The sequence below is a fragment of the Kitasatospora sp. NPDC034533 genome (assembly GCF_055575155.1).
Map to the genome: position 1 here is coordinate 44,433 of NZ_JBVITE010000020.1, position 23,923 is coordinate 68,355.

Sequence of the window (23,923 nt, forward strand, 5' to 3'; positions counted from 1 at the left end):
AGTGTCTTTGGCCAGCCTGGGCAACCGTCCGGCGGGCCGGGGTGTCGACAACGACGAAGGGAGGTGTGGCCCGTGACGGCAAACGTGCTGGAGCACCGGCGGGCGAAGGCCTTCGCCGAGGCGCTGGAGGCCCACCAGGCGGAGCAACGCGCTACGGCCACCGCCGGATCGGACAACACCGCTGCCACCGGCGCCGGTTCGGCCGCGATGGCCGAACTGGTCGGTCTGGCCGACGCGCTGGGGGCACTGCCCGGCCCGGCCCTGGGTCAGGAGGCCCGGACGGTCCAACGCGCCCAGCTGATGGCCGCGTTCGAGCAGGCCTTCGCCGGCGGGACGGGCGCCTCGGTGCCCCGCCAGCGCCGCCACCGGGCGATCCGGACGGCGCCGCGCGGCCGTTGGAGCCGCCGGTTCGCCATCGGCGGACTGGTCGCCGGGCTCGCCGTCGGCAGCCTGGCCGGCGCCGCCGCGGCCAGCTCCAACGCCCTCCCCGGGGACTCCCTGTACGGCCTGAAGCGCGGACTGGAGGGCCTGCGGCTCGACCTCGCGGACTCCGACTCCGAGCGCGGCGAGATGCTCCTGGACAACGCGGCCACCCGGCTCGGCGAGGCCAAGACCCTCGTCGGCCGCACCGGTCCGGCCGGCGCGCTCAGCGACGCCACCGTCGAACGGGTCCGCCGCGCGCTGGACGACATGCACGCCGACGCCCTCAAGGGCCGCGAACTGCTGCGCTCGGTCTACCGCAGCAACGGCTCGCTCGACCCGATGCGGGCGCTGGCCGGATTCGCCCACGACGAGGACGGCCGCTGGAGCGAGCTCCAGGGCAAGCTGCCCGCCCAACTCACCCGGCAGGCCCACCTGGTGAACCAGCTCTTCGACGACATAAGCGAGGACGTCGCGCCCCTGCGCCTGGCCCTGCCCCCCGCCGTCGGCGGTGGCGCGGCCGGCTCCGGAGCGGGCGACGGCTCCTCCGCGTCGACCGGCGGTTCCCCGGCCGGCTCCCCGGCGAACGGCTCCGCCGGCACCGCCGGCACCGGGCAGGTCCCGGGCGCCCCGGCCGGAAGCCACCCCGGCGCCACCGAGCACGCCCCGGCCAACCCCGGTGCCGGTGCGTCCGGCAGCGGCGGCAAGGGCGGCATCCTGCCGGACAGCCTGCCCACCGGCGCGCCGGACGCGGTCAACGGCCTGGTCGGCGGCCTCACCAACGGGCTCACCGGCACCAAGCCCTCGCCCAGCGCCGACGCGGCACCCCAGGCACCGCAGCCGGGCGCGCCCAGCGCCTCCGCGGCCCAGCCGCAGGGGGTCGAGGTGCCGCCGCTGCTTCCGGACCTGCTGCCGGGGCTGCGCATCCTGGGCGGCTGACGGAGCGGCCGGCGGCGGGGCGGCTGCCGACGGAAGGACGGCGAGGGCCCGGCGGAGTGCGATATCCGCCGGGCCCTCGCACGTCGTGGCGGCTCCGGGCCTCCCCCAGGACCGTCCCGGGAGCACATCTCGGGAGCACATCTCGGAGGAACGCCGCGGAGGAACGCCTCAGAAGAACACCGAACGCCGCTGCACCAGCAGCTGGTAGAGGGTGTGCTGGATGGTCTCCCGCACCTCGTCGGCCAGGTCGAAGACCAGCATCGGGTCGTCCGCCGCGTCCGCCGGGTAGGTGTCGGTGGCGATCGGCTCGCCGAAGCGGATCGTCCACTTGGTCGGCAGCGGCAGCACCCCGAGCGGGCCCAGCCACGGGAAGGTCGGCGTGATCGGCACGTACGGCAGGCCCAGCAGCCGGGCCAGCGTCTTCACGTTGCCGATCATCGGGTACGTCTCCTCGGCCCCGACGATCGAGCAGGGCACGATCGGCACCCGCGCCCGCAGCGCCGAGGAGACGAAGCCGCCCCGGCCGAAGCGCTGGAGCTTGTAGCGCTCGGAGAACGGCTTGCCGATCCCCTTGAAGCCCTCCGGCCAGACCCCGACCACCTCGCCGCGCTCCAGCAGGGCCTGGGCGTCCTCGTTGCAGGCCAGCGTGTGGCCGGCCTTGCGGGCCAGCTCGTTGACGCCGGGCAGCACGAAGACCAGGTCGGCGGCGAGCATCCGCAGGTGCCGCCGGGCGGGGTGGTGGTCGTGGATGACCACCTGGGTCATCAGGGCGTCCAGCGGGATAGTCCCGGAGTGGTTGGCGACGATCAGCGCGCCGCCCTCGGCCGGGATGTGCTCCACGCCCTGGACGTCGATCCGGAAGTACTTCTCGGCCAGCGGGCGCAGCAGCGAGAGCAGCACCTCCTCGGTGAGCTCCCGGTCGAAGCCGAACTCGTCCACCTCGTAGTCGCCGGTCAGCCGGCGGCGCAGGAAGGCCAGGCCCTCGGCCGCGCGGCCCTCCCAGCCCTTGCCGAACAGCCGGGTGGCGGCCGGGCCCAGCGGGCCGGAGAGCGCCCCGCCGACGGCCCCGGCGAGCCGGTCGGCCAGATTCGGCCCCTCGGGCGAGGTCCAGCTGGGTGCGGACTCGATCGGGATGACCTTGGCCTCGCCCGGCGCGTTCTCGGCGGTGGCACTCATCGCGGGTTCAGCTCCTCGGTCGGCGGGGGAGGTTCGGTACGGCGCCCGGTCCGGCGGGGGCGGCCCGTTCGGGGCCGAGCAGGGCCGTCAGCCGGTCGGCGGCGGCGGCCAGCCGCTCGGGCGGCAGCAGCCCCGGGCCCGCGGCGGCGGCGAAGTCGGCGAAGGCTTCCGGAGTGCTGAACGCCGGACGGTAGCCGAAGGTGTCCCGCAGCCGCGCGGTGTCCACCACCCGGCCGTGGGTGAGCAGCCGCAGCTGCTCGGGCGAGACGTCCACCAGCCTGGTCCGACGGGCCAGCACGGCCGTCCAGCTGACGGCGGGCAGCAGCAGCGGCAGCGTGGGCCGGCCGAGTCGGCGGGCGCACTGGGACAGCAGCAGCACGCCCTCCCCCGCCACGTTGAAGGTGCCGGTGTTGACGGTGCCCGGCACGGGCTCGTCGGCGGCGCGGCAGAGCACGGCGACGGCGTCGTCCTCGTGCACGAACTGCAACCTGGGGTCGTAGCCGAGGACGGTCGGCAGCACCGGCAGCGCGAAGTACTCGCTGAGCGGGGTGTCCGCGCCGGGGCCGACGATGTTGGCGAAGCGGAGCACCGTCACGGCGACGTCCGGGCGCCGGCGGGCGAAGCCGCGCACGTAGCCCTCGACCTCCGCCGCGTCCTTGGCGAAGCCGCCGCCGGGCGGGTCCTTGGGCTGCATCCGCTCGCTGAACACCGCCGGATCGCGGGGCGCGGAGCCGTAGACCCCGGTGGTGGACTTCACCACCAGCCGGCGCACCCCGGGGGCCTTCTGGCAGGCGCCGAGCAGCTGCATGGTGCCGATCACGTTGGACTCCTTCACCGCGGAGCGGTTGGTGGAGCCCAGACCGGTGGCGCTGACGCTGAGGTGCACCACGGTGTCCACGCCGTGCTCGGCGAGCACCCGGGAGAGCGCCGGGCGGCGCAGGTCGAGCTGGTGGAAGCGGTACGGGGCGGCCGGGCCGACCGGCTCCTCGGGCGGCTGCCGGGGCGGCTGCACGTCCACGCCGACCACCAGGTCCACGCCCGGGCGGCGGCGGACCTCGGTGGCGAAGCGGGCGCCGAGATGGCGTGCCACGCCGGTGACGAGCACGACCACACCCACGGTGCTGCACCCCACTCCCCAGGCTCGGGCGGCCTGCGTGCACCGTACCGTGCCGCCCCGGGGGGCCGTGAAACGACACCGCCCGCCCAGGCCACGAGGGCATGGGCGGGCGGTGGAAGCGCTGGGCGCGCCGAGCGCGGCCGGGCCGCTTACTTCTTGTTGCGACGCTGAACTCGAGTCCTCTTCAGAAGCTTGCGGTGCTTCTTCTTGGCCATACGCTTGCGACGCTTCTTGATGACAGAGCCCACGGAACAACCCTCGCTCACTGAGACTCTCGCCCGTGAGAGACGGAGTCCATACGACTGACGTGAGGGCCTAGCCTACCGTCCATGGTGCGAAGGCCGTAATCGTGCTCCCCGGCACCGGGAAAACCCGGGGGAAATCCAGGGCGAACGGGCGCGGGGCCCACCGCTGTGGACCCCGCGCCCGCGCGCCCCCGCTACGCGCTTTCGAGCCGCACGTAGGACTCCTTGAGGTACTCGTGCACCGCCTGCTGGGGCACCCGGAAGGACCGCCCGACCCGGATGGCCGGCAGCTCTCCGCTGTGCACCAGGCGGTACACCGTCATCTTGGACACCCGCATGACCGCGGCGACCTCCGCCACGGTCAGGAAGACGACTTCCTGAAGGGGGCGCTCGACGGAACTCATGACCATCACCCGACCCTTACCCGTGTGCAAGGCACCGGCTTCCCCTCCGGTGACTCCACCGGCACACGTGTATCCCCAGAGTAGTTATGGGTGGTACCAGTGGGAAGAGGGGAAGTGCGGTCCTCGTACGGTGAGAGATAGGACCGTTGCAGTACGTAGCGACCCGGCGGATGGCACCACCCGAGGTACGCATCACCCCTCCCGGGCCCGGTGGGGAGGGCGGGATCAGGCCAGCAGGCCGTGCTGGGGGAACACCGCCCGACGGGTCGCCAGGATGGCCTGATCGAGCCGGTCGGCCGGATCGTAGCCCGCGTCGAAGTCGCGCCAGGCCGGGCGGGCGCCGTCGGTCATCCGCAGCGGGGCCGGGCGGCGGGTGCGGCGGTAGACCTCGGCGCGCCAGGACTCGGGGGTCTCGGTGGCCGGGTCGACGGGGCGGGCGGCGGCGGTGGCGACCAGGTGGGTCCAGGTGCGCGGCACCACGTCCACCACGGCGTAGCCGCCCCCGCCGGTGGCCACCCAGCGGCCCCCGGCGTACTGGTGGGCGAGGTCGTGCAACGCCTCGGCGATCAGCCGCTGGGCGTCCACGGTGACGGCCAGGTGGGCGAGCGGGTCCTCCAGGTGGGTGTCCGCGCCGTGCTGGGTGACCAGCACCTGCGGCCGGAACGCGTCGAGCAGTTCGGGCACCACGGCGTGGAAGGCGCGCAGCCAGCCGGCGTCGCCGGTGCCCGCGGGCAGCGGCAGGTTGGCGGCGGAGCCGGGGGCGTCCTCGCCGCCGGTCTCGACCGACCAGCCGGTCTGCGGGAAGAGCGTGGCGGGGTGCTCGTGCAGCGAGACGGTGAGCACCCGGGGGTCGTTCCAGAAGGCCGCCTGGACGCCGTCGCCGTGGTGGACGTCCACGTCGACGTAGGCGACCCGCTCGGCGCCGAGTTCGAGCAGCCGGGCGATGGCCAGCGCCGGGTCGTTGTAGACGCAGAAGCCGGAGGCCTTGCCGGGCATCGCGTGGTGCAGCCCGCCGGTGAAGTTGACGGCGTGCGGGGTCTCGCCGCGCCAGACCGCCTCGGCGGCGGCCACGGACTGACCGGCGATCAGCGCGGAGGCCGAGTGGATCGCCGGGAAGGACCAGTTGTCGTCGGTGCCGAGTCCGTGCACCGCGTCGGTGCGCTCGGGGTGGGCGGCGGCGGCACGGACCGCCTCGACGTACTCCCGGGTGTGCACCAGCCGGAGGGTGGACTCGCCGGCGGGCGGCGCCGAGCGGACGGTCACCCCGGGACCGGTGCTCAGCCCGAGGTCCTCGACCAGCCGCATGGTGAGGGCCAGCCGGGTGGGGTCCATCGGGTGGCCCGGGCCGAAGTCGTACGCGGTGACGGCCTCGTCCCAGAAGAGGTGCAGGCCGCAGGGGGTGTCACGCTCGGCTTCGGGCATGGCCTCCACCGTAGCGGGTGCGGGTGGCCGGGCTTCGGCCAGGGCGCGCCGGGCGGGTGTCGCCGGGGCGACGGGCGGCGGTGGCGGGGGCGGACGGGCGGCGCGGTCGGGGCGGGGCGGACGACGGCGCTGGGGAGGGACGGGCGTCAGGTGCGCGATGAAACTACGGAAGTTGTGGGGCAGCTGTGGAGGCGCGTGTTGAGGCGGTACAGACAAAAGCTTTGCGACTCCATATCCTCTCCGCCATGAAGCCATTCAGCGTGCAACGCCTTGGGGTAATTCTCGCTGCAATACTGGGATTTGGCGTCTTCTTCGCCGCCCAGCCGGCCTCCGCCGCGGTCAGCGGCACCGCCTTCGCGGTCGACAAGCCGACGGCCAAGGCGGGAGACCAGCTGACCCTGACCCTGTCCCTCACCAACAGTGAGAACAGCCCGATCTACTTCGCCTACGAGGCCGTCCAGCCCACCTGGCCGGCCAACACCCAGGCCGGAGCGTTCACCATCACCGGCTGCACCGGCGACACCTCGGACTGTGCGACCAACGGGAACAGCGCCAACTTCCACTTCAACGCGCCGATCGCGCCGGGGGCGACCAAGAAGGTCACGCTCACCGTCAAGATCACCGACACCCCCGCCTGGGGCACCGCGCCGTACACCCTGAACTGGGCGCCGTACGTCTACTACGAGTTCGGCCAGGTCGGCGGCACCACCACCGCCAAGGACCAGACCTGGGCCTACGGGGTGCCCGAGCTCCAGACCGTGATCAGCTGACCCCCGCCCCGTCGACCGCCCCCGCCGCCACGCCGGCGGCGGGGGCCGGGGCGAAGCGGTCGGCGAGCGGCAGGACGGCGAGCACCAGCAGCATCGGGGCCAGCAGCGCCCAGCGGTACGACCCGGCGCCCGCGATCGCCCCGACGAGCGGCGAACCCAGCAGGAACCCGACGTAGTTGAACAGGTTGAGCCGGGCCACCGCGGCGTCCGAGTCGGCCGGGAAGAGCCGGCCGCCGGCCGCGAACACCTGCGGGATGATCGCGCAGATGCCGAAGCCCAGCACCGTGAAGCCGGCGATGCCCACCCAGGCGGCGGGCGCGACCGCGGCCACCCCGAAGCCCAGCGCGGCCAGCGCGGCCCCGGTGCGGACCACCGCGACGGCGCCGAAGCGCTGCACCGCGCGGTCGCCCAGGGCCCGGCCGAGCAGCATCGCGACCATGTACCCCAGGTAGGAGAGCTTGGCGAGGTCCTCCCGGCTGCCCAGGCCGTCGGTGAGGTACTTGACGCTGTAGTTGGAGACCGAGGCGTCCGCGATGTACGCGAAGGCCATCGCCAGGCAGAGCGGCAGCAGCGGGCGCCAGGGGACGGACCGGGCGGCGGCCTCGGCGGCCTCCCGTACGGCGTCGCCGAGTTCGGCCGGGCCCGCGAGGAAGGAGCCGGTCAGCACCGCGAGCGGGGCGACCACCGCGGCGGCCGTGCCGAACAGCGCCGGAAGCCCGAGGTCCTCGTGCGAGCCGAGCCCGGCGACCGCCGCGCCGAGGATGCCGCCGAGGCTGAACGCGGCGTGGAAGCCGATCATGATCGAGCGGCCGTAGCGGTGCTGGAGCCCCACCCCGAGCATGTTCATGCTCGCGTCCAGCGCGCCCACCAGCAGGCCGAACGCGCCCAGCGCCAGGGCGAGTTGCCACAGCTCCCCGCCCAGTCCGGCGGCCGCCAGGCTGAGGCAGACGGCCGGCTGGACCACCCGCAGCACGGCCCGGGCGCCGGTGCGCTTCACCAGCCGCTCGGAGAGGATCGAGCCCACCCCGGCCAGGACCGGCACCGCGGCCAGGAAGACCGGCAGCAGCCCGTCGCTCAGCCCGTACCGGTGCTGGATCTCCGGGATGCAGGTGACCAGCAGGGCGAAGACGGTGCCCTGGAGCAGGAAGCTCACGGCGAGCGCGGCCCGCCCGGCGCGCAGGCCGGGCGGGACGGTGGACGGTGCGGCACTCAAGCGGACCTCCAGGCGACCTCGCTACCGGCCGGTAGGCCGATGCTGGCGAGAGCGTAGGGGGTGCGCGGCGATCGCGGGAGGGGTCGCGCAGCGGTCACTTTCCGCCGGAGGCCAGCTCCCGGGAGCGGTCCCGGGCCGCCTCCAGGGCGCCGAGCAGGGCCGCCCGCACCCCGTGGTTCTCCAGCTCGCGGATCGCCGAGATGGTGGTGCCGGCCGGGGAGGTGACCGCCTCGCGCAGCTTCACCGGGTGCTCGCCGGAGTCGCGCAGCATCACCGAGGCGCCGATGGCGGACTGCACGATCAGGTCGTGCGCCACCTGCCGGGGCAGCCCGAGCAGGATGCCGGCGTCGGTCATCGCCTCGACCAGGAAGTAGAAGTAGGCCGGGCCGGAGCCGGACAGCGCGGTGGCCGCGTCCTGCTGGGACTCGGGCAGCCGCAGCGCCTTGCCGACCGAGCTGAAGATCTCCTCCGCACGCGCCAGGTGCTCCTCGGTGGCGTGGGTGCCGGCCGAGATGACGCTCATCCCCTCGTCCACCAGGACCGGGGTGTTGGGCATCACCCGGACCACCGGGGTGCCGGCCGCCAGCCGCTGCTCGAACCAGGTGGTGGGCACGCCGGCCGCGGCCGAGATCACCAGCCGGTCCGGGCTGACGTGCGGGGCCAGCTCCTCCAGCAGGGTGCCCATGTCCTGCGGCTTGACCGCGAGGATCAGGGTGTCGGCGAGCTTGGCGGCCTCGGCGTTGGAGACGGCCACCACGCCGTGGCGGGCGGCGAGTTCGGCCGCGCGCTCGGGGCGGCGGGCGGTCACCAGGACGTCCGCCGGGTCCTTGCCGGCCCGCAGCAGACCGGAGAGCAGGGCCTCGCCGATCTTGCCGGTGCCCAGGAAGGCGATCTTCTGTCCGTGTCCGACGCTGCTGCCCATGGTTCGCTCCTTGCTCCGGTACTGCGGCCATCCTCGCACCGCGGGGCGACGCCCGGGCGGACCGTCCGACCCGTGGTCGCGCACCGGCCGCTGCCGGGCGGCCGGTGCCCCTAGGGATAAAACTCCGGGGTTTCCCCTATGGCTTCCGCCCTCCGGCGGGCGCACCGTGGAGCCATGGCACACGACGAAATGTCCCGACGTGAGAACCGGCAACTCGCCGTCGCCTCGGCGACCGTGGGCCCGTGGCGGACCGCCGCGGGGGTCGGTGCGGTGGTGGGGGCGACCGCCTTGGGGGTCGAGGCGATCACCGGGAACTGGGCGCTCGACATGCTGGCCGGCCCGGCCGGCTGGGGCTTGTTCTTCTTCTTCCTGGTCGGCACCGTCGGCGGGCAGCTGCGCCGCGACACCGCCGACCGGAGGCTGCGCCGCTGGGCCGACGAGCACCCCTGGCAGTCGGCGCTCCCGGCGGCCGGCGGGATGCTGGCGCTGAACACGCTGGCCCAGCTCTTCCTCGGCGACGAGGGCCTGTTCGGCGCCTTCTTCCTCTCGCTGCTGCCGGCCGGCCTGCTGCTGGCGATCGCCGGGGTGGTCGGGTCGGTCAAGCAGGCCCGGCACAAGGGCTGACCGGCCGCCGGGCGGCGCGGGGGTTCAGGGACGGACGGGGGCTCGAACGGGGCCGCCACCTGACGGCGCGTCCGCGGATCGTCACCCGGCGTGCCCCCGCGGTTGCGCCGGCCGTACCTGCCGGGCGTCAGCGCTTGCGCTTGCCCCGGCCCGGCGCCTTCGCGTCGGGCCGGCCGCTGCGGCTCGCCTGGCGCTTCTCGAACTGGACCACGGCCCGCTCGTAGGCGGCCCGCTGGACGGCCTCGCCGGGGGCCTCGACCAGGCTTCGGGCGAAGTAGGCGAGCAGCGAGCCGGCCCCGCCGATCAGCCAGACCGCGCCGAGCGACCTGTCCTCGGCCATCCAGCCCTCCAGCTGGTCCTTGCCCTCGGTGAGCACCTTCCAGGTGCGCCGCACGGCCATCATCGAGCAGACCGCGATGGCGGCGGTCAGCAGCCCGTTGAGGAAGGTGCCGTTGTCGGACAGCGCGATGCCCTCGACGCCGAAGCGCAGCACCAGCACCACGGCGGCGGCCGCGACCAGCGAGCCGATCGACACGGCGACCCGGCGCAGCCAGTAGCCGTTGTCCCGGTTCAGCCAGCTGGTGCCGAACCAGCGCAGGGGCTGCGGCTCGGGGGCGCCGGCGGGAGTGGGGGCGGGGGTGGGGGGCTGCTCGCTCACGTCCTCGATTATCACCCGACGGCCCGGAACGGCGGAGGAGCCGTCCCCTCGGTGGGACGGCTCCCCTCGCGTTCGGTACGGGCTCCGCGTCGTCCGGCGGCGGCGCGGCTTCGTGCGGTACCGGCTCGGCTCGTGCGGTACCGACGCGGCCTCGTTCGCTACCGGCTCGTTCGCTTCCGGCTCAGCCGAGCTTGGTCACGTCGCGGACGGCGCCCTTGTCGGCCGAGGTGGCCATCGCGGCGTAGGCGCGCAGCGCCTGGCTGACCTGGCGGTCGCGGTTCTTCGGCCGGTAGCCGCCCGCGGCCTCCAGGGCGCGGCGGCGCTCGGCCAGCACCTCGTCCGGGACCTCCAGGGAGATCCGGCGGCCGGGGATGTCGATGGCGATGGTGTCGCCGTCCTCGACCAGCGCGATGGTGCCGCCGGAGGCCGCCTCCGGGGAGGCGTGGCCGATGGACAGGCCCGAGGTGCCGCCGGAGAAGCGGCCGTCGGTGACCAGCGCGCAGGCCTTGCCCAGGCCCCGGCCCTTGAGGAAGGAGGTCGGGTAGAGCATCTCCTGCATGCCCGGGCCGCCCTTGGGGCCCTCGTAGCGGATGACGACGACGTCGCCCTCCTTGACCCGCTTGGCGAGGATCGCCTCGACCGCGTCCTCCTGGGACTCGACCACGACGGCCGGGCCGCTGAAGGTCCAGATCGACTCGTCCACGCCCGCGGTCTTCACGATGCAGCCGTCCTCGGCGAGGTTGCCGTACAGCACCGCCAGGCCGCCCTCGACCGAGTAGGCGTGCTCGACGCTGCGGATGCAGCCCTTGGCGGCGTCGGTGTCCAGCGACTCCCAGCGCTCGGACTGGGAGAACGCCTCGGCGGAGCGGACGCAGCCGGGGGCGGCGTGCCACAGCTCGACGGCCTCGGCGGACGGCGAACCGCCGCGCACGTCCCAGGTCTTGAGCCACTCGGCGAGCGAGTCCGCGTGCACGGTGTGGACGTCCTCGTTGAGCAGCCCGCCCCGGTACAGCTCGCCGAGGATGGCCGGGATGCCGCCGGCCCGGTGCACGTCCTCCATGTAGTACGAGCCGTTGGGCGCGACCTTGGACAGGCAGGGCACCTTGCGGGAGATGGCGTCGATGGCCCGCATGTCGAAGTCCAGCTCGGCCTCCTGGGCGGCGGCGAGCAGGTGCAGGATCGTGTTGGTCGAGCCGCCCATGGCGATGTCCAGGGCCATGGCGTTCTCGAAGGCGGCGCGGGTGGCGATCGAGCGCGGCAGCACGGAGTGGTCGTCCTGGCCGTAGTGGCGGTTGGCGATCTCGACGACCGTCTGCCCGGCCTTCTCGTACAGCGCGCGGCGGGCGGTGTGGGTGGCGAGCACCGAGCCGTTGCCGGGCAGCGAGAGGCCGATCGCCTCGGTCAGGCAGTTCATCGAGTTGGCGGTGAACATGCCGGAGCACGAACCGCACGTCGGGCAGGCGTTCTCCTCGATGATCGCGATGTCCTCGTCGGAGACGGACTCGTTGACCGCCTGGGAGATCGCGTCGACCAGGTCGAGCTTGCGCACGGTGCCGTCGACCAGGGTCGCCTTGCCGGCCTCCATCGGGCCGCCGGAGACGAAGACCGTCGGGATGTTCAGGCGCAGGGCGGCCATCAGCATGCCCGGGGTGATCTTGTCGCAGTTGGAGATGCAGATCAGGGCGTCGGCGCAGTGGGCGTTGACCATGTACTCGACCGAGTCGGCGATCAGGTCGCGCGAGGGCAGCGAGTAGAGCATGCCGCCGTGGCCCATCGCGATGCCGTCGTCCACCGCGATGGTGTTGAACTCGCGCGGGATGCCGCCCGCCTGCTTGATCGCCTCGGAGACGATCCGGCCGACCGGCTGGAGGTGGGTGTGGCCGGGGACGAACTCGGTGAAGGAGTTGGCGACCGCGATGATCGGCTTGCCGAAGTCCTCGCGGGCTACGCCGGCGGCCCGGAGAAGCGCCCGGGCGCCTGCCATGTTGCGACCGTGGGTGACCGTACGGGACCTCAGCTCGGGCACTGTGCTCCACTCCTTCGGGGCTCTCGCGGGCACCCCGCTGCTGGAGGGTTCCGGGGGCCGCTGTGGGTACCGAGCCTACGCCCGCCGTCCGGCCGGCGGACGGCCCGTCCGCGATGCGGGCAGCCGGAGGGGTCCCGCCGTCAGCCCGGCTTGACGGCGACGGTGAGGTCGAGGACGTACTGCTCGACCACCCGGCCGTCCGGGAACTCGGCCAGCATCGCCGCCCGCTCGGTGGCCAGCAGCGGTTCGCGGCGCTCGGGCGGCAGCGAGGCGAAGAAGGAGCGGGAGGTGAGGTTGTCGACCACCTGCTCGACGGGCACCTGGCGCTGCCAGCGCAGCACGCCGCGGTGGACGGCCAGCCCGGCGGCGGCGAAGGGGGCGGTCAGCTCGGCGAGCCGGCGGTAGCCGTGGTAGCGGCCGGAGAGCGCGGCGGACAGCCGCTCGTCCCGGGCGCGCACCCAGGGGACGGTCTCGTCGAAGAGGTTCCACCAGGTGGCGAGGGCGCCGCCGGGCCGCAGCACCCGGACCGCCTCGGGGACGGACCGCTCGGGCTGGGTCCAGTGGAAGGCCTGGGCGTAGCTGACGAGGTCGGCGGACCCGTCGTGGAAGGGCAGTTCGTCGCCGCCGCCGCGGACCACCGGGAGGTGCGGCGAGACGGCCCGGAACTGCGCGGCCATCCCGGCCGAGGGCTCGACGGCGACGACCTCCGCGCCCCGGGCGGCCAGCAGCCGGGTGGAGATGCCGGTGCCGGCGCCGACGTCCAGCACCCGGGCGCCGTCGAGCGGGTGGCCCCAGAGCCGTTCCAGCTCGTCGAACAGCTCCTGCGGGTAGCCGGGGCGACCGCGCTCGTACTCGGCGGCCACCGATCCGAAGCTCCCGGCCAGCTCGCGGAAGTGGCGGAGTTCGGAGAGCTTCTGATCCTGCGTCATCTGTCCACCTCGGTAGGGGAGTTCGCCACCGGTTCGGCCCCGGTGGCTCAACCTGCGCGCGCCGGGGTGGCCAGGTGCAGGCGGGTGAAGGCGAGGGCTTCGGCGAGATCGGCTTCGCGTTCCGCGGGGGACGACGAGCGGCGGGTGTTGACCTCCAGCACCACGTGGCCGTCGAAGCCGGTGCGGGCCAGGTGCTCCAGCAGCTCGGCGCAGGGCTGCTTGCCGCGGCCGGGGATCAGGTGCTCGTCCTTGCCGGAGCCGCTGCCGTCGGCCAGGTGGACGTGGGCGAGCCGGTCGCCCATCCGCTCGACCATGGCGAGGGTGTCGATCCGGGAGGTCGCGGCGTGCGAGAGGTCGATGGTGAAGTGCCGGTAGTCCTCGTCGGTGACGTCCCAGCCGGGGGCGTACGCGAGCATCTCGCGGTCCCGGTAGCGCCACGGGTACATGTTCTCGACGGCGAAGCGGACGTCGGTCTCGCCCGCCATCCGGTCGATGCCCTCGACGAACTCCTTGGCGTACTGGCGCTGCCAGCGGAACGGCGGGTGGACGACGACGGCGCTCGCGCCGAGCTTCTCGGCCGCCGCCCGGGCCCGGACCAGTTTGGTCCACGGGTCGGTGGTCCACACCCGCTGGGTGATCAGCAGGCAGGGCGCGTGCACGGCCAGGATGGGCATCCGGTGGGCGTCGGAGAGCCGGCGCAGGGCGTCGACGTCCTGGCTGACCGGGTCGTTCCAGACCATCACCTCGACCCCGTCGTAGCCGAGCTTGGCCGCCAGCTCGAAGGCGACGGCGGTGCTCGCCGGGTACACCGAGGCGGTGGACAGCACCACCTTGGTGTCGGGGATATGCAGGGCCGGGTGCCGGGGCAGCACCAGCCGGTCGGTGGTGCGCAGCAGCGGCGGGCGGGCGGCGTCGCGCTTGGCGGCCTTGACCGAGCGGACGGACTGGACGGCGGCCTTGGCGGCGCCGGCGGCCCGGGCGGTGCGGGTCTCCTTGGCGGTACGGGCTGCCTTGGCGGTACGGGCTGCCTTGGCGGTACGGGTCTCCTTGGCGGTACGGGCTGCCTTGGAGGTAGGTGGCTCCGGGGTGGTGCGGGCCGCCTGGGTGGTGCGGGACTCGCCGGCGGCCGTCCGCTTCGCGGCGGCGCTCTTCTTCGCGGCCGCGGTCTTGGCCGCGCTCTTCGCGGTGGCCGTCCTCGCGGTGCGCTGGGCCGCCTTGACCGCCTTCGCGGCCTGCTTGGCGGCCTGGGCGGCGGTGGCACCCGCGACCGCCTTGCCGAGCCGGCGGCGCGGACCGTCCGACCGCGGCCGCCCGTCCCCGGGAGCGCGGTCCTCCTGCGTTCCGTCCTCGCCCGCTGGTTGCACCACGGGAGACAGCGTAGTTGGAGCGCGCTCCGAACGGGTCGGGACGAGCGGCGCAGTGACCATCGGCACGTTGCCCTGGGGGCGGTCGCGCCCGGGGCGGTCGTCCCGGACCCGGGTACGACTGGCTCCGGCTACGGCGGGCTACCGCCGACTACGGGGTGAGCGCCGGGCGGCGGCGGTCGGCGGCGCCGTCCATGGCGTCCAGGCGGCGCAGGATGATGCCCTCGCGCAGCGCCCACGGGCAGACGTCCAGTTCCTCCAGGCCGAACAGGTCCATCGCGGCGTCGGCGACCAGCGCACCGGCCAGCAGCTGCTTGGCCCGGCCCTCGGAGACACCGGGGATCCGCGCGCGCTCGGCGACCGTCATCCCGGACAGCCGGGGCAGCCACGCGGCCAGCCCACTGCGGGTGAGCCGGCGGTCGGTGTACGGGCCCGCGTCGGCGGGGGCGGCGCCGGTCATCCGGGCCAGCTGCTTGAAGGTCTTGGAGGTGGCGACCGCGTGGCGCGGCGGGCCGAGCCGGGTGATCTCGCCGACCACGGTGGCGAGCTCGGCCCGGATGTGGCGCCTCAGCTGGCGCAGCCCGTCCGGATGGGCGACGTCCCCGGGCAGCCAGCGGGCGGTCAGCCGACCGGCACCCAGCGGCAGCGAGCAGGCGACGTCCGGCTGCTCGTCCAGGCCGCAGGCGATCTCCAGCGAGCCGCCGCCGATGTCCAGGTTGAGCAGCCGGCCCGAGGACCAGCCGAACCAGCGGCGGACGGCCAGGAAGGTGAGCCGGGCCTCGTCCTGCCCGGAGAGCACGCGCAGTTCGACGCCGGTCTCGGCGGCCACCCGGCGCAGCACCTCCTCGCCGTTGGCGGCCTCGCGCACGGCGGAGGTGGCGAACGGGAGGATGTCGACGACGCCCTTGTCCTCGGCGACCCGCAGGGAGGAGGCGACGTGGCCGATCAGCCGCTCGACGCCGGCCTCGCTGATCGCACCCTCCGCGTCCAGCAGCTCGGCCAGCCGCAGCTCGGCCTTGTGCGAGTACGCGGGCAGCGGAGCGGCGCCCGGATGGGCGTCCACCACGAGGAAGTGGACCGTGTTGGAACCTACGTCGAGCACACCGAGTCGCATAAATCTCCACGCTACGCGATGCGTGTCCTGGTGAGAGCGGGTGCGGAGGTATTCGTGCGGGTCCGGAGCCGCTCTCCGGCACCACCGCTGCCGCGCGGGCGGCCGTGGACGGCCGTGGGCGGCGGCCGGCGGCTCCCCGGGGCCGTCAGCTGCCGGGGCTGCTCGCCGTCGGGCGTCCAGACGTACGCCTCGTGCCCGGCCCGGTCTCCGTTCCGGATCTCCGGTCCCGGTCTCCGGTCCCGGTCTCCAGGACGACTCCGCGCTGCGGCGGCAGGTCAGCGGTGCCCTTCGGCGATCGCGCCGCCACGGACTCCGGATCAGCACCATCGGCAGGGGGGGGCGGGCGCGGCGGCGCGGGCCTGACGCGGGTGGTTCGGCGGAGAAGGGGTGGCGGACGACCCGGGCCCCGCTACCGGCGGCCGTCCCGGCGATCCGGGCGATGCCCTCGGGGCGCTGCCACGTGGTCTCCATCGGCAGCGTCTCTGCGGTCACTCCCGCAGCCCGGCGATCACTCCCGCAGTGGCGACGGGCCGGGCGGGGCCGAAGCTCGTGATCAGCACAGCGCAGCCGTCCCGGCGGCAGTCAGGCCGACGACCTCGCCCGTGCCGTCGGCAGCGCGGCCCACACTCTCGCCCTGCCCAGCGCCGGGACGCCGTCCCGGGTGGTGCGCAGGTCGGTCTCCGTCCGGTCGGCGTCGCCCTCGCCCAGGCGGCTCCGGAAAAGCCCGTGGTGTTCTCCGGCGCGCTGCGCGGCCGACCCCGGTGGCCGATCACCACCAGCCGCGCGCAGACCTCCGGTGCGGCGGCCGAGCGCGAGGGCGACGCCAGGCGGGCCGGCAGCGGGCTCGGCCCTCCGGGTTCCCGCGCGGGGCAGTCAGCTTGGCCGACGCGCCGTCACAGGAGACCGTCCCAGAGCTGCTCCACGATGACCGCCCACCAGTTCTCCGGGTCGTCGAAGACCGTGCCGTCCGCCGCCACCAGCGCGCGCTGCAACGCGTCCACCGCCTCGCCCGCCGCCACCGGATCGAGCCCGCGCAGCGAGGGCCACCAGCCGGCGAACACCTCCAGGCAGCTGACGAAGGCGCGCAGGCCCGCGTTGCAGTGGCGGGCGGTCGCGTAGTCCGGGTCGACCGCCCGGACGGCGCCGTCGGCCGGGTCGAGGGCCAGCAGTGACCAGCCGTCCGTCCCCAGCAGCAACTGCCCGGCCAGCGCCAGGCGTTCCCGCTCGGCCACCCTGGTGCCACGGCCCAGCTCGGCCAGGTGCGCGGCGAGCGAGGACAGCGCGGTGCCCTGGCGGGTGCCGTCGGTGACCGCCTCGGCGCCCGGGTGGTGCAGGGCGAAGAACCCCGGCACGGCCACCGGAACGCCCACCGTCAACAGCAACGCGGCGGCGTCGCCGGGCAGTTCGGCACGGGCGACGTCCGCCGGATCGAAGCGCCGCACGCCCGCCGGGCCGAACCGCGCCGTCAGCCGGGCGGCGAGCGCCGCATCGGGCTCCTCGGGCCCGGTCCGCACCGCGCGGGGGAACGGCACCCGGTTGCGGGCCGGACCGTCCGGCGGTGCGGGCAGCGCCCGTACGGCGGCGGCGCGGTGGTCGAAGCGGGGACCGTACGGGAGCTCGAAGTCGATCCGCGCGTACGGCAGTTCGGCGGCCAGCGCGTACGACCAGTAGCCGCCGGGCAGGGCGCTGAGCCGCAGGTCGGTCCGGACGGCCAGCACGTCCTCGGCCGGGACGCCCTGCTCGCGCAGCCACCACCAGCCGCGCAGCGCCGGATGTGGGAGGCCCGCCGCCGAGCGCAGGGCCAGCGAGCGCTGCTCGCCGGTGCCGTCCCGGTAGGTCAGCTCGGCCCGGGCACCACGGCCGGTCGCCGGCGGGCGGGTCGGGTCGTGGCCCCCGGCACCGACGAAGTCCCGGTACAGCGCGACCACTTCGTCCACCGGCACCGAGGGCCACACCGTGAACCGCCCGCTCTCCCGGTCCACCACGGCGCAGGCCGCCCCCACCTCCTCCGGCGCTCGCCGCTCGCCCGTCCGGGGGTCCACCGCCGCCCGGGCGGGCTCCGCCCACACCACCCACCCGAGCTCGAACTCATGGGTGCACACGCGCCGCACCGCCCCGGCCCCCTGCGGCAGGTCCCCGTTGATCCACCGGTGCCCCGCCTCCACCGCCCGCGCCCGATCGATCACCCGGCCACCGCCCCGTTCCGCCCGTTCCCGGCAGGCACCCGTCCCGCCCTGTCCCGGCAGGCACCCGTCCCGCCCTGTCCCGCGACCCTACGCCCCCGGGCGCCACCCTCCGAAGCCCGGTCCGCCTTCGTCTCGTTCGCGCCCGAAGCTCAAGCCGCGCGGCCCGAGTGACCCCTAGGGGAACGGTGGGGTAACCACCTTCCAACCACCCGTGGTGCGCAGCAGATATGACTTATCGTCACGACTTTTCCACAGGCAGTGCCGCCATGTAGCGTGCGCAGCAACGAAACAACCCCCGCCGGTGTTAGCAGCACCGAACGGGGGTCTGACCAGCACGATCGAAAGCAACTCGACCTGTGGCTACCCACGACAATACCGCGATGGCCGCCCCCGGATACGGCAAGCAGTCCGCGCCGGAGCAACTCCCCCGCTCCGCGACCGACTTCGCCCACCTCCCGGTCCGCGAGGCCTACCTCGCCTCGCTCATCGACCACCTCCCCGACGGCGCCGCCATGGACGTCAAGACGCTCGCCGCCCTCCAGCCCCACTACGGGCAGATGGCCTGCCGCACCGCCCTCAACAACCTCTCCACCGCAGGTCACCTGCGCCGCGTCCGCGAGCGCCTCAGCTCCAAGGACTGCCGCTGGGTGTTCCACACCTACTTCTCCCGCACCCCCCGCTCCGACGCCTGGTGGGCTCGCTTCCTCGCCACCGGCGGCACCGGCGACGCGTCAACGCCCGCCGCACCCGATCCCCCGACCGAGCGAACGCCCAACCGCACACCCCTCCCCTCGGCCGCCTACGCCGCCCTCGCCGGCCTCGGCCTCGCCGACCCCCGCCTCGCCCTCTCGGCCGCCGACTGCACCGCCCTCGAACCCCTGGCCGCCGAATGGTTCGCCCGGGGCACCACCACGACGCTCTTCACCGCCGCCCTCACCTGCGGCCTCCCGCCCGACATCCACAGCCCGGCCGCCTTCACCCGCCGCCGCCTGATCGACAAGCTCCCGCCGGAACGCATCACCCCACCCCTCACCCCGCAGACCCGCATCATCGAGTGCACGGCCTGCCGCACCCCCTGCCGCCCCCAAGCCCTCCTCGGCGGCCTCTGCCGCACCTGCCGCGACACCCCCACCACACCCCCACCCCGCACCGGCGCCCTCTCCCCCACCGCCGTACACCGCCACGCCGCCCGAATCCGCGACGCCCTCCGAAGTCACAACACCCCAGCCACACCTGTCCGCTGACACGGCCGCCCACCTCACCAGCCCCAACCAGCCCGGCACCCTCACCCCACCCCCAGCCACCCCCACCGCACACCCCCTCCCACACCAGAAGTCGGCCCCGCCGACTTCCTACGCAGCGCGCACGGAGCCATGCAGCAAGGAGAGGGAAGAACAGCCCTCAAAGGGGCAGAGCCTGCGCACGAGAAGTCGGCCGAGCCGAATTCTCACGCAGCCCCGCCGCACACCCGCCCACAGAGCAGGGCAGGCGACCAAGCCGCACAGGAAGTCGACCCACCCGACTTCCTACGCGAACGGATACCGGCCAACCCAAGATCCACAGACAAAAGGGGAACGGGGCAGAAACCAGCACACAGAAAGTCGGCCGAGCCGACTTCTCACGCGGCCCCTCTGAAAACAACACGGCAAACGACCCACTGCCCGCCTGCCGAGAGGAACCGTGCCACACAGGAAGTCGGCCCGGCCGACTTCCTATGCGAAGGGGGCTGGGCCATGCGCCCCGAGATGAGGACGCGGGCTCAAGGGCCGCACGTAACAGGGGAACAGGGCAGGAATCTGCGCGCAGGAAGTCGGCTGGGCCGACTTTTCGTGCAGAGGCCTGCGCGCGGCAAAGGCCCGCGCGCGAGAAGTCGGCGGGGCCGACTTCTCGTGCGCAGGGGAGTCATGCGGCGGGGGTGAGGTCGAGGGGGCGGCCCTCGGGGGTGAGGGCGATGGCCCAGAGGCCGTGGGTGGCCGGGTGGAGGGGGGTGGGGGCCTGGCGGGCGAGCTGGTGGTCGAGGTAGGTGACGGTGTCCTGGTGGTTGACGGCGTTCCAGGCGTGCGGGCGGCCGTAGGCGTCAAGGGTGAGGAGCACCGCCTGGGAGCCGTGGCCGGCGCGGCGGAGGTCGTCGGCGAGGCGCTCGAAGGCCCGGCCTCCGTCACCCAGGTCCCTGAAGGGCGTGCCGAGTTCACGTTCGGCGCGGTCCCGGCCGCCGCGCTCGCCGGCGTCGCCCTCGGTGGGGATGCGCGGAGCCGCGCAGGTCGGGCGGCCGGTGAAGCACTCGACCGCCGAGAGGGCGATCTCCAGGCTGTTGTTCGCCCGGCCCGGTTCGCGGTAGCCGCCGTCGTTGACCGCCTCCGTCCACCCGCCGGCGGCCGGGTCGGGGTGGCGAACGGGCAGGCCGCCCTCGTCCCGGGGCACCCGGCGTTCCAGCTCGGCCTGGTGCTCCGGGTCGACCGGCGCCAGCCCGCCCGGCAGACCGTACGGACGGCTGTCGGCGATGCTGCGCAGCCGGACCACCGGATCGTCCGGCTGGGCGCCGCGCCGCGCCCGCAGCGCGAGTTGGAGGGCCATCGCGTGGGCGGTCGCGACCGGGACCGCGCCCCAGGCGAGGGTCGGGTCGGCGGGACCCGCCGCGCTCTCCCGCCTCCGGGGCTCCGCCGGGTGCCCTTCGGGCCGGCCGATCACCGGGGTGGTGCCGACGATCGGCGGTGTGGCCGGAGGCGGCGGGGCGCCCTGGACCGGCGGCGGTCCGACGACCGGCTGAGGCGTGCCACCGACCGGAGTCCGGACCCCCGGAGCGCCGGGCCGGGCCTCCGCGCCGGGCTGCGGCCCACCGACACCAGGGCCGCCGGCGCCAGGACCACCGACGGCAGAGCCCCCGACGCCGGGCCCGCCGACGGCAGAACCACCGCCCACGACGCCACCGGCCCCCACGCCGCTGCCGAACGGCGCCGCCACGTTCACCGGTCCGCCTCCGGCGCCCGCCAGCGGCCCGGGCCCGACGACCCCGACCGGACCGGCCGCCTGGTACCCGCCGCCGTACCCCGGCGTGCCGAACTGCCCGGGAATCCCGACCGGCCGGACCGTCACCGGAGTCTCCGACGCCGGCCCGTGCGCGGGAGCACCGACGGACGGCGCGGTGACGACGGGCGCGGCCGGCGCGCTCACCGAGTCCGTCCGCACGGTCACCGATCCACCGCCGCCACCCCCACCGCCGTGCGAGGAAGAGGACGCGGCAGGCGCGGGTGCCTGGAGCGGGTAGTCCCCGTCCGACCAGCCCGCCGCCCCACCGCTCTGGCGGGCCGGCGCGGCGGCGGAGCGCACCGGCGCCCCGTCGTCCCGGGCCGGCGGCGTCCAGTCGGCGCCACCGCCCACCTTGCCCGGCACCGGCGAGCCCCCGGCGGACGCGTACGAAGCCGCGCCCGGGGCCGCGTACGAGGCCACGGACGCCGCCCCCGGCCCTCCCGGCGCACCAGCCGCGACCGCACCCGCCGCGACCGCGGCCTCCGGCCCGCCGACCGCCGCCCCCGGCTCGGCCGGCACGACCGAGGCCACCGTCACCACGCCCGGCGCCTTCGGATCGCCCGGCCCGTCGGCCGTCACCCCCGCAGCCGTCCGGCCGGTGTCCGGCCCGTCCGCCCCCGGCGTCAGCCCGGCGAGCGGCACCCCACGGACGGCCCTGCCGTCCTCGTCGGTGAGCACCGGCCGGCCGTGCTCGTCCAGCCGGACGGCCAGGTCCGCCACCCCGACCACCGGCTTGCCGTCCGGCCCCGGGACGACCAGCAGCCCCGAGGCGTCGGCGACCGGCGTGCCGTCGGCGCGGAGGATGACCGGCTTCCCGTCCGGGCCGAGGACGGGCACGCCGTGCTCGTCCACCTTGACCGCCAGCCCCGGCACGCCGACCAGTTGCCTGCCGTCCTTCCCGGCGAGCAGCACCAGCCCGGAGCCGTCCGCGCCGAGCACGCCCGGTTCGCCGAGGGCGGCGGGCAGCCCGGCGGCGAGCGGGTCGAACGCGCCGGTGCGGTACGAGGCGGCGGTGACCCCCGCCCCCCGGGCGGTGCCGAGCTTCAGCAGGGCGACGGCGGCCGGCTCCTTGAGCACACCGGCCATGGCGTCCTTCATGGCGCGGCCGAGTTCGGCGAGCAGTCCGCCGATCTTCAGCCCGGCGGCCTCGACGGCGACGGCCGCCATGCCCACCGCGACCTGCTCGGTGGCGGTGTTCTTCACCGCGGACGCGAAGCCGCCGACGGCCTTCTCCACTCCGCCGACCACCCCGCTGTCCGCCCGCCCGGCGTCGGCCGCCGCGGCGACCCGGCCCGCCTCCTCCCGGGCCTTGGCCGCCAGCTCCTCGGCCTGCTGGAGGTCGGCGGCCAGCTGCCGCAGGGTCGCGATGATCTCGGCCTTGCAGGTGTCCACGGCCCCGGCGGCCGTGTCGAAGGCCCCGGCGACCAGCCCGACCGCGCTGTGCGCGTCGTCCAGGTGGCCCTTGCCGCCGCCACTGAACCCCAGCCAGTACGCGCCGAAGGCCTCGACCGCGTGGCCGGAGTTGTCGGCCGTGACGCGCCGGACGGACTCGCCGCAGCGGCGGGTGAGCCGGTCCGCCTCCTGGCCGAACCCGCGCCAGACGCCGGCCGCCTTGCGCAGGCCATCCTCGTCGGCCTGCGGCCACTGCCGGCCGGTGCGGGCCAGCACCGGGACCAGTTCCTCGGGCAGTTTCCGGGACACGCGCTTCCCCCTTCGAGCCGGGTCCGTCAGACCGACATGTCCTCGGGGACGACGGGCGCCGCCCCCGGGGTTGCCGACGACGCCGAAGAGACGGCCGACGTCACCGGCGCGGCGCCCGGCCCACCCGGCCGGCCGGGGGCGCCCGGTACCGCCGTCGCCCCGAACCCCTTCGCCGCCGAGGTGTCCGCGTCCGCCGTCCGGGCGGCCATCGTGTGCAGTCCGGCCCCGACCCCGGTCACCCGGTCGGCCAACCCCCGCAGCCCGTCGAGGAGTTCACCGCGCGCCGGACCGTACACGGCGGCGAAGCCGCTGCCCGGCTGGTCCGTCCCCCAGGGGGTGCCGAGCGCGGCGAGGCCCTGCTCCAGAGCCGTGACGGCCTTCGCCAGCTCGCCGCCGATCCTCTCGAACTCCCGCCCCTCGCCGTGCAGTTCCCACGGCTTGAGGACGAACTCCCCCGCCGCCGGGCCGGACGCCCCGGTGCTGCCGCCTGCCATCCCCGTACCTCCCCGTAGCGAACCGGCCGCCATCCTAGGCAGCTCCCGGGCGGCCCCCGCACCGCCCGACGGACCTCTTCACCCCGCCTTCACCCCGCCCGGCCGCGACACCACGAGCCCCGACGGCCGTCCCGCCACCGCGCCACCCCACCCGAAAGCTCTACCCTTGCCGGGTGGCACCAGCTGAAACGTCCAAGAAGAAGGCCAAGGCGAAGCCCGAGGCCTCCCCCGCCCCCATCGACCTCGCGATGCCGACCCTGCGCCGCGAGATCCCGCGCGACGAGGTCCCGCTCGACTTCCCCCGCGCCTGGGTCGAGTTCGCCGACCCCGCCGACGAGGAGCAGGTCTTCCGCTGCGACCTCACCTGGCTGACCTCCCGCTGGTCCTGCGTCTTCGGCCAGGGCTGCCACGGCATCCGCGAGGGCCGCGGCGAGTCGGACGGCTGCTGCACGCTGGGCGCCCACTACTCGGACGAGGACGACGAGAAGCGCGTCCGCTCGCACGCGGCCCGGCTGACCCCCGAGCTGTGGGAGAACTTCGCCGAGGGCACCGACGCCAAGGGCCGGATCGTCGCCGACGGCGGGATCACCATGCTGGACGAGGACGGCGACCGCCAGACCCGCCGGGTCAACGGCGCCTGCATCTTCGTGAACAGCCCGGGCTTCGCGGGCGGCGCCGGCTGCGCCCTGCACGCGCTCGCGCTCAAGGAGGGCCGCGAGCCGCTGGAGACCAAGCCGGACGTCTGCTGGCAGCTGCCGATCCGCCGCACCTACGACTGGATCGACCGCCCCGACGACACCCGCTACCTCCAGGTCTCGATCGGCGAGTACGACCGCCGCGGCTGGGGGCCGGGCGGCCACGACCTGCACTGGTGGTGCACCGGCGCCCCGGCGGCCCACCAGGGCGCGGAGCCGGTGTACGTCAGCTACCGCCCCGAGCTCACCGAGCTGATGGGCGAGGCGGGCTACGAGGTGCTGGCCCGGCTCTGCGAGGAGCGGATCGCCACCAAGGGCGACCGCAAGGTGGCCCCGCACCCGGCCGACCCGGTCAAGAAGGCCGACCCCGGGAAGAAGGCCGACCCGGGCAAGGGCGCCGCCTCGGGCAAGAAGGCCGACCCCGGCAAGAAGGCCAAGGCCCGAAAGGCCTGACCCGCCCCGCCTCGCCCTCCCCGC

The 23,923-nt window shown here is 74.9% G+C and carries 20 protein-coding genes; 5 read left to right on the forward strand and 15 right to left on the reverse strand.

Features of this window, described 5'->3' with window-relative positions; all coding sequences use genetic code 11:
- Positions 1 to 72: 72 nt before the first annotated feature.
- Positions 73 to 1,359 (forward strand): DUF5667 domain-containing protein, encoded by a 1,287-nt coding sequence (locus ACZ55U_RS16900; RefSeq protein ID WP_465526893.1) that lies wholly within the window; start codon positions 73 to 75, stop codon positions 1,357 to 1,359.
- Positions 1,360 to 1,527: 168 nt separating this feature from the next.
- Here ACZ55U_RS16900 and ACZ55U_RS16905 read toward each other — a convergent pair whose 3' ends face one another.
- The 5 genes from ACZ55U_RS16905 to ACZ55U_RS16925 form a co-directional block, all read right to left on the reverse strand.
- On the reverse strand, positions 1,528 to 2,535 hold the full coding sequence (locus ACZ55U_RS16905) for a lysophospholipid acyltransferase family protein (RefSeq protein WP_465526894.1): 1,008 nt from the start codon (positions 2,533 to 2,535) through the stop codon (positions 1,528 to 1,530).
- A gap of 7 nt (positions 2,536 to 2,542) precedes the next feature.
- The gene (locus ACZ55U_RS16910; RefSeq protein ID WP_465526895.1) at positions 2,543 to 3,652 is read right to left on the reverse strand and encodes an NAD-dependent epimerase/dehydratase family protein; all 1,110 of its coding nucleotides are present in this window, start codon (positions 3,650 to 3,652) and stop codon (positions 2,543 to 2,545) included.
- A 149-nt stretch (positions 3,653 to 3,801) separates the two neighbouring features.
- Complete coding sequence (locus ACZ55U_RS16915) at positions 3,802 to 3,918, reverse strand: 30S ribosomal protein bS22 (RefSeq protein ID WP_425311139.1); 117 nt, start codon at positions 3,916 to 3,918, stop codon at positions 3,802 to 3,804.
- Between the two features lie 173 nt (positions 3,919 to 4,091).
- Complete coding sequence (locus ACZ55U_RS16920; RefSeq protein ID WP_045699258.1) at positions 4,092 to 4,301, reverse strand: helix-turn-helix domain-containing protein; 210 nt, start codon at positions 4,299 to 4,301, stop codon at positions 4,092 to 4,094.
- A 225-nt stretch (positions 4,302 to 4,526) separates the two neighbouring features.
- A complete protein-coding gene (locus tag ACZ55U_RS16925) occupies positions 4,527 to 5,723 on the reverse strand; it encodes an acetoin utilization protein AcuC (RefSeq protein WP_465526896.1) in 1,197 nt (398 codons plus the stop codon).
- Positions 5,724 to 5,968: 245 nt separating this feature from the next.
- On the opposite strand from ACZ55U_RS16925, the gene ACZ55U_RS16930 reads away from it, so the two are divergent.
- Positions 5,969 to 6,493, forward strand: a complete 525-nt coding sequence (locus ACZ55U_RS16930) for a hypothetical protein (RefSeq protein WP_465526897.1) — start codon at positions 5,969 to 5,971, stop codon at positions 6,491 to 6,493.
- Here ACZ55U_RS16930 and ACZ55U_RS16935 read toward each other — a convergent pair.
- Together ACZ55U_RS16935 and proC are read right to left on the reverse strand one after the other, a co-directional pair.
- Positions 6,486 to 7,706, reverse strand: coding sequence for an MFS transporter (locus ACZ55U_RS16935; RefSeq protein WP_465526898.1), 1,221 nt, complete (start codon positions 7,704 to 7,706; stop codon positions 6,486 to 6,488). The two genes, ACZ55U_RS16930 and ACZ55U_RS16935, sit on opposite strands and share 8 nt — an antisense overlap.
- Before the next feature lie 94 nt (positions 7,707 to 7,800).
- On the reverse strand, positions 7,801 to 8,628 hold the full coding sequence (gene proC / locus ACZ55U_RS16940) for a pyrroline-5-carboxylate reductase (RefSeq protein ID WP_465526899.1): 828 nt from the start codon (positions 8,626 to 8,628) through the stop codon (positions 7,801 to 7,803).
- A 174-nt stretch (positions 8,629 to 8,802) separates the two neighbouring features.
- Here proC and ACZ55U_RS16945 point away from each other — a divergent pair, with 174 nt between their 5' ends.
- A complete protein-coding gene (locus tag ACZ55U_RS16945) occupies positions 8,803 to 9,252 on the forward strand; it encodes a hypothetical protein (RefSeq protein ID WP_465526900.1) in 450 nt (149 codons plus the stop codon).
- A 127-nt stretch (positions 9,253 to 9,379) separates the two neighbouring features.
- On the opposite strand, the gene ACZ55U_RS16950 is transcribed toward ACZ55U_RS16945, so the two are convergent.
- From ACZ55U_RS16950 to ACZ55U_RS16975, 6 genes are all read right to left on the reverse strand, one after another.
- Positions 9,380 to 9,910: a hypothetical protein gene (locus ACZ55U_RS16950; protein ID WP_465526901.1), complete on the reverse strand. Its 531-nt coding sequence runs from the start codon at positions 9,908 to 9,910 to the stop codon at positions 9,380 to 9,382.
- 181 nt (positions 9,911 to 10,091) lie between these two features.
- The gene (gene ilvD / locus ACZ55U_RS16955) at positions 10,092 to 11,936 is read right to left on the reverse strand and encodes a dihydroxy-acid dehydratase (protein WP_465526902.1); all 1,845 of its coding nucleotides are present in this window, start codon (positions 11,934 to 11,936) and stop codon (positions 10,092 to 10,094) included.
- A 140-nt stretch (positions 11,937 to 12,076) separates the two neighbouring features.
- On the reverse strand, positions 12,077 to 12,865 hold the full coding sequence (locus ACZ55U_RS16960) for a class I SAM-dependent methyltransferase (RefSeq protein ID WP_465526903.1): 789 nt from the start codon (positions 12,863 to 12,865) through the stop codon (positions 12,077 to 12,079).
- A gap of 47 nt (positions 12,866 to 12,912) precedes the next feature.
- Positions 12,913 to 13,740: a sugar phosphate isomerase/epimerase family protein gene (locus ACZ55U_RS16965; protein WP_465526950.1), complete on the reverse strand. Its 828-nt coding sequence runs from the start codon at positions 13,738 to 13,740 to the stop codon at positions 12,913 to 12,915.
- Between the two features lie 640 nt (positions 13,741 to 14,380).
- The gene (locus tag ACZ55U_RS16970) at positions 14,381 to 15,343 is read right to left on the reverse strand and encodes a Ppx/GppA family phosphatase (protein WP_465526904.1); all 963 of its coding nucleotides are present in this window, start codon (positions 15,341 to 15,343) and stop codon (positions 14,381 to 14,383) included.
- Between the two features lie 893 nt (positions 15,344 to 16,236).
- Positions 16,237 to 17,445: an SUKH-4 family immunity protein gene (locus tag ACZ55U_RS16975; RefSeq protein ID WP_465526905.1), complete on the reverse strand. Its 1,209-nt coding sequence runs from the start codon at positions 17,443 to 17,445 to the stop codon at positions 16,237 to 16,239.
- Between the two features lie 464 nt (positions 17,446 to 17,909).
- On the opposite strand from ACZ55U_RS16975, the gene ACZ55U_RS16980 reads away from it, so the two are divergent.
- Positions 17,910 to 18,773, forward strand: a complete 864-nt coding sequence (locus ACZ55U_RS16980) for a hypothetical protein (protein WP_465526906.1) — start codon at positions 17,910 to 17,912, stop codon at positions 18,771 to 18,773.
- 658 nt (positions 18,774 to 19,431) lie between these two features.
- On the opposite strand, the gene ACZ55U_RS16985 is transcribed toward ACZ55U_RS16980, so the two are convergent.
- A complete protein-coding gene (locus ACZ55U_RS16985) occupies positions 19,432 to 22,257 on the reverse strand; it encodes a toxin glutamine deamidase domain-containing protein (RefSeq protein WP_465526907.1) in 2,826 nt (941 codons plus the stop codon).
- A 26-nt stretch (positions 22,258 to 22,283) separates the two neighbouring features.
- A complete protein-coding gene (locus tag ACZ55U_RS16990; RefSeq protein WP_465526908.1) occupies positions 22,284 to 22,751 on the reverse strand; it encodes a hypothetical protein in 468 nt (155 codons plus the stop codon).
- Positions 22,752 to 22,999: 248 nt separating this feature from the next.
- Here ACZ55U_RS16990 and ACZ55U_RS16995 point away from each other — a divergent pair, with 248 nt between their 5' ends.
- Positions 23,000 to 23,899: a DUF3109 family protein gene (locus ACZ55U_RS16995; protein ID WP_465526951.1), complete on the forward strand. Its 900-nt coding sequence runs from the start codon at positions 23,000 to 23,002 to the stop codon at positions 23,897 to 23,899.
- The last annotated feature ends 24 nt before the right edge of the window (positions 23,900 to 23,923 follow it).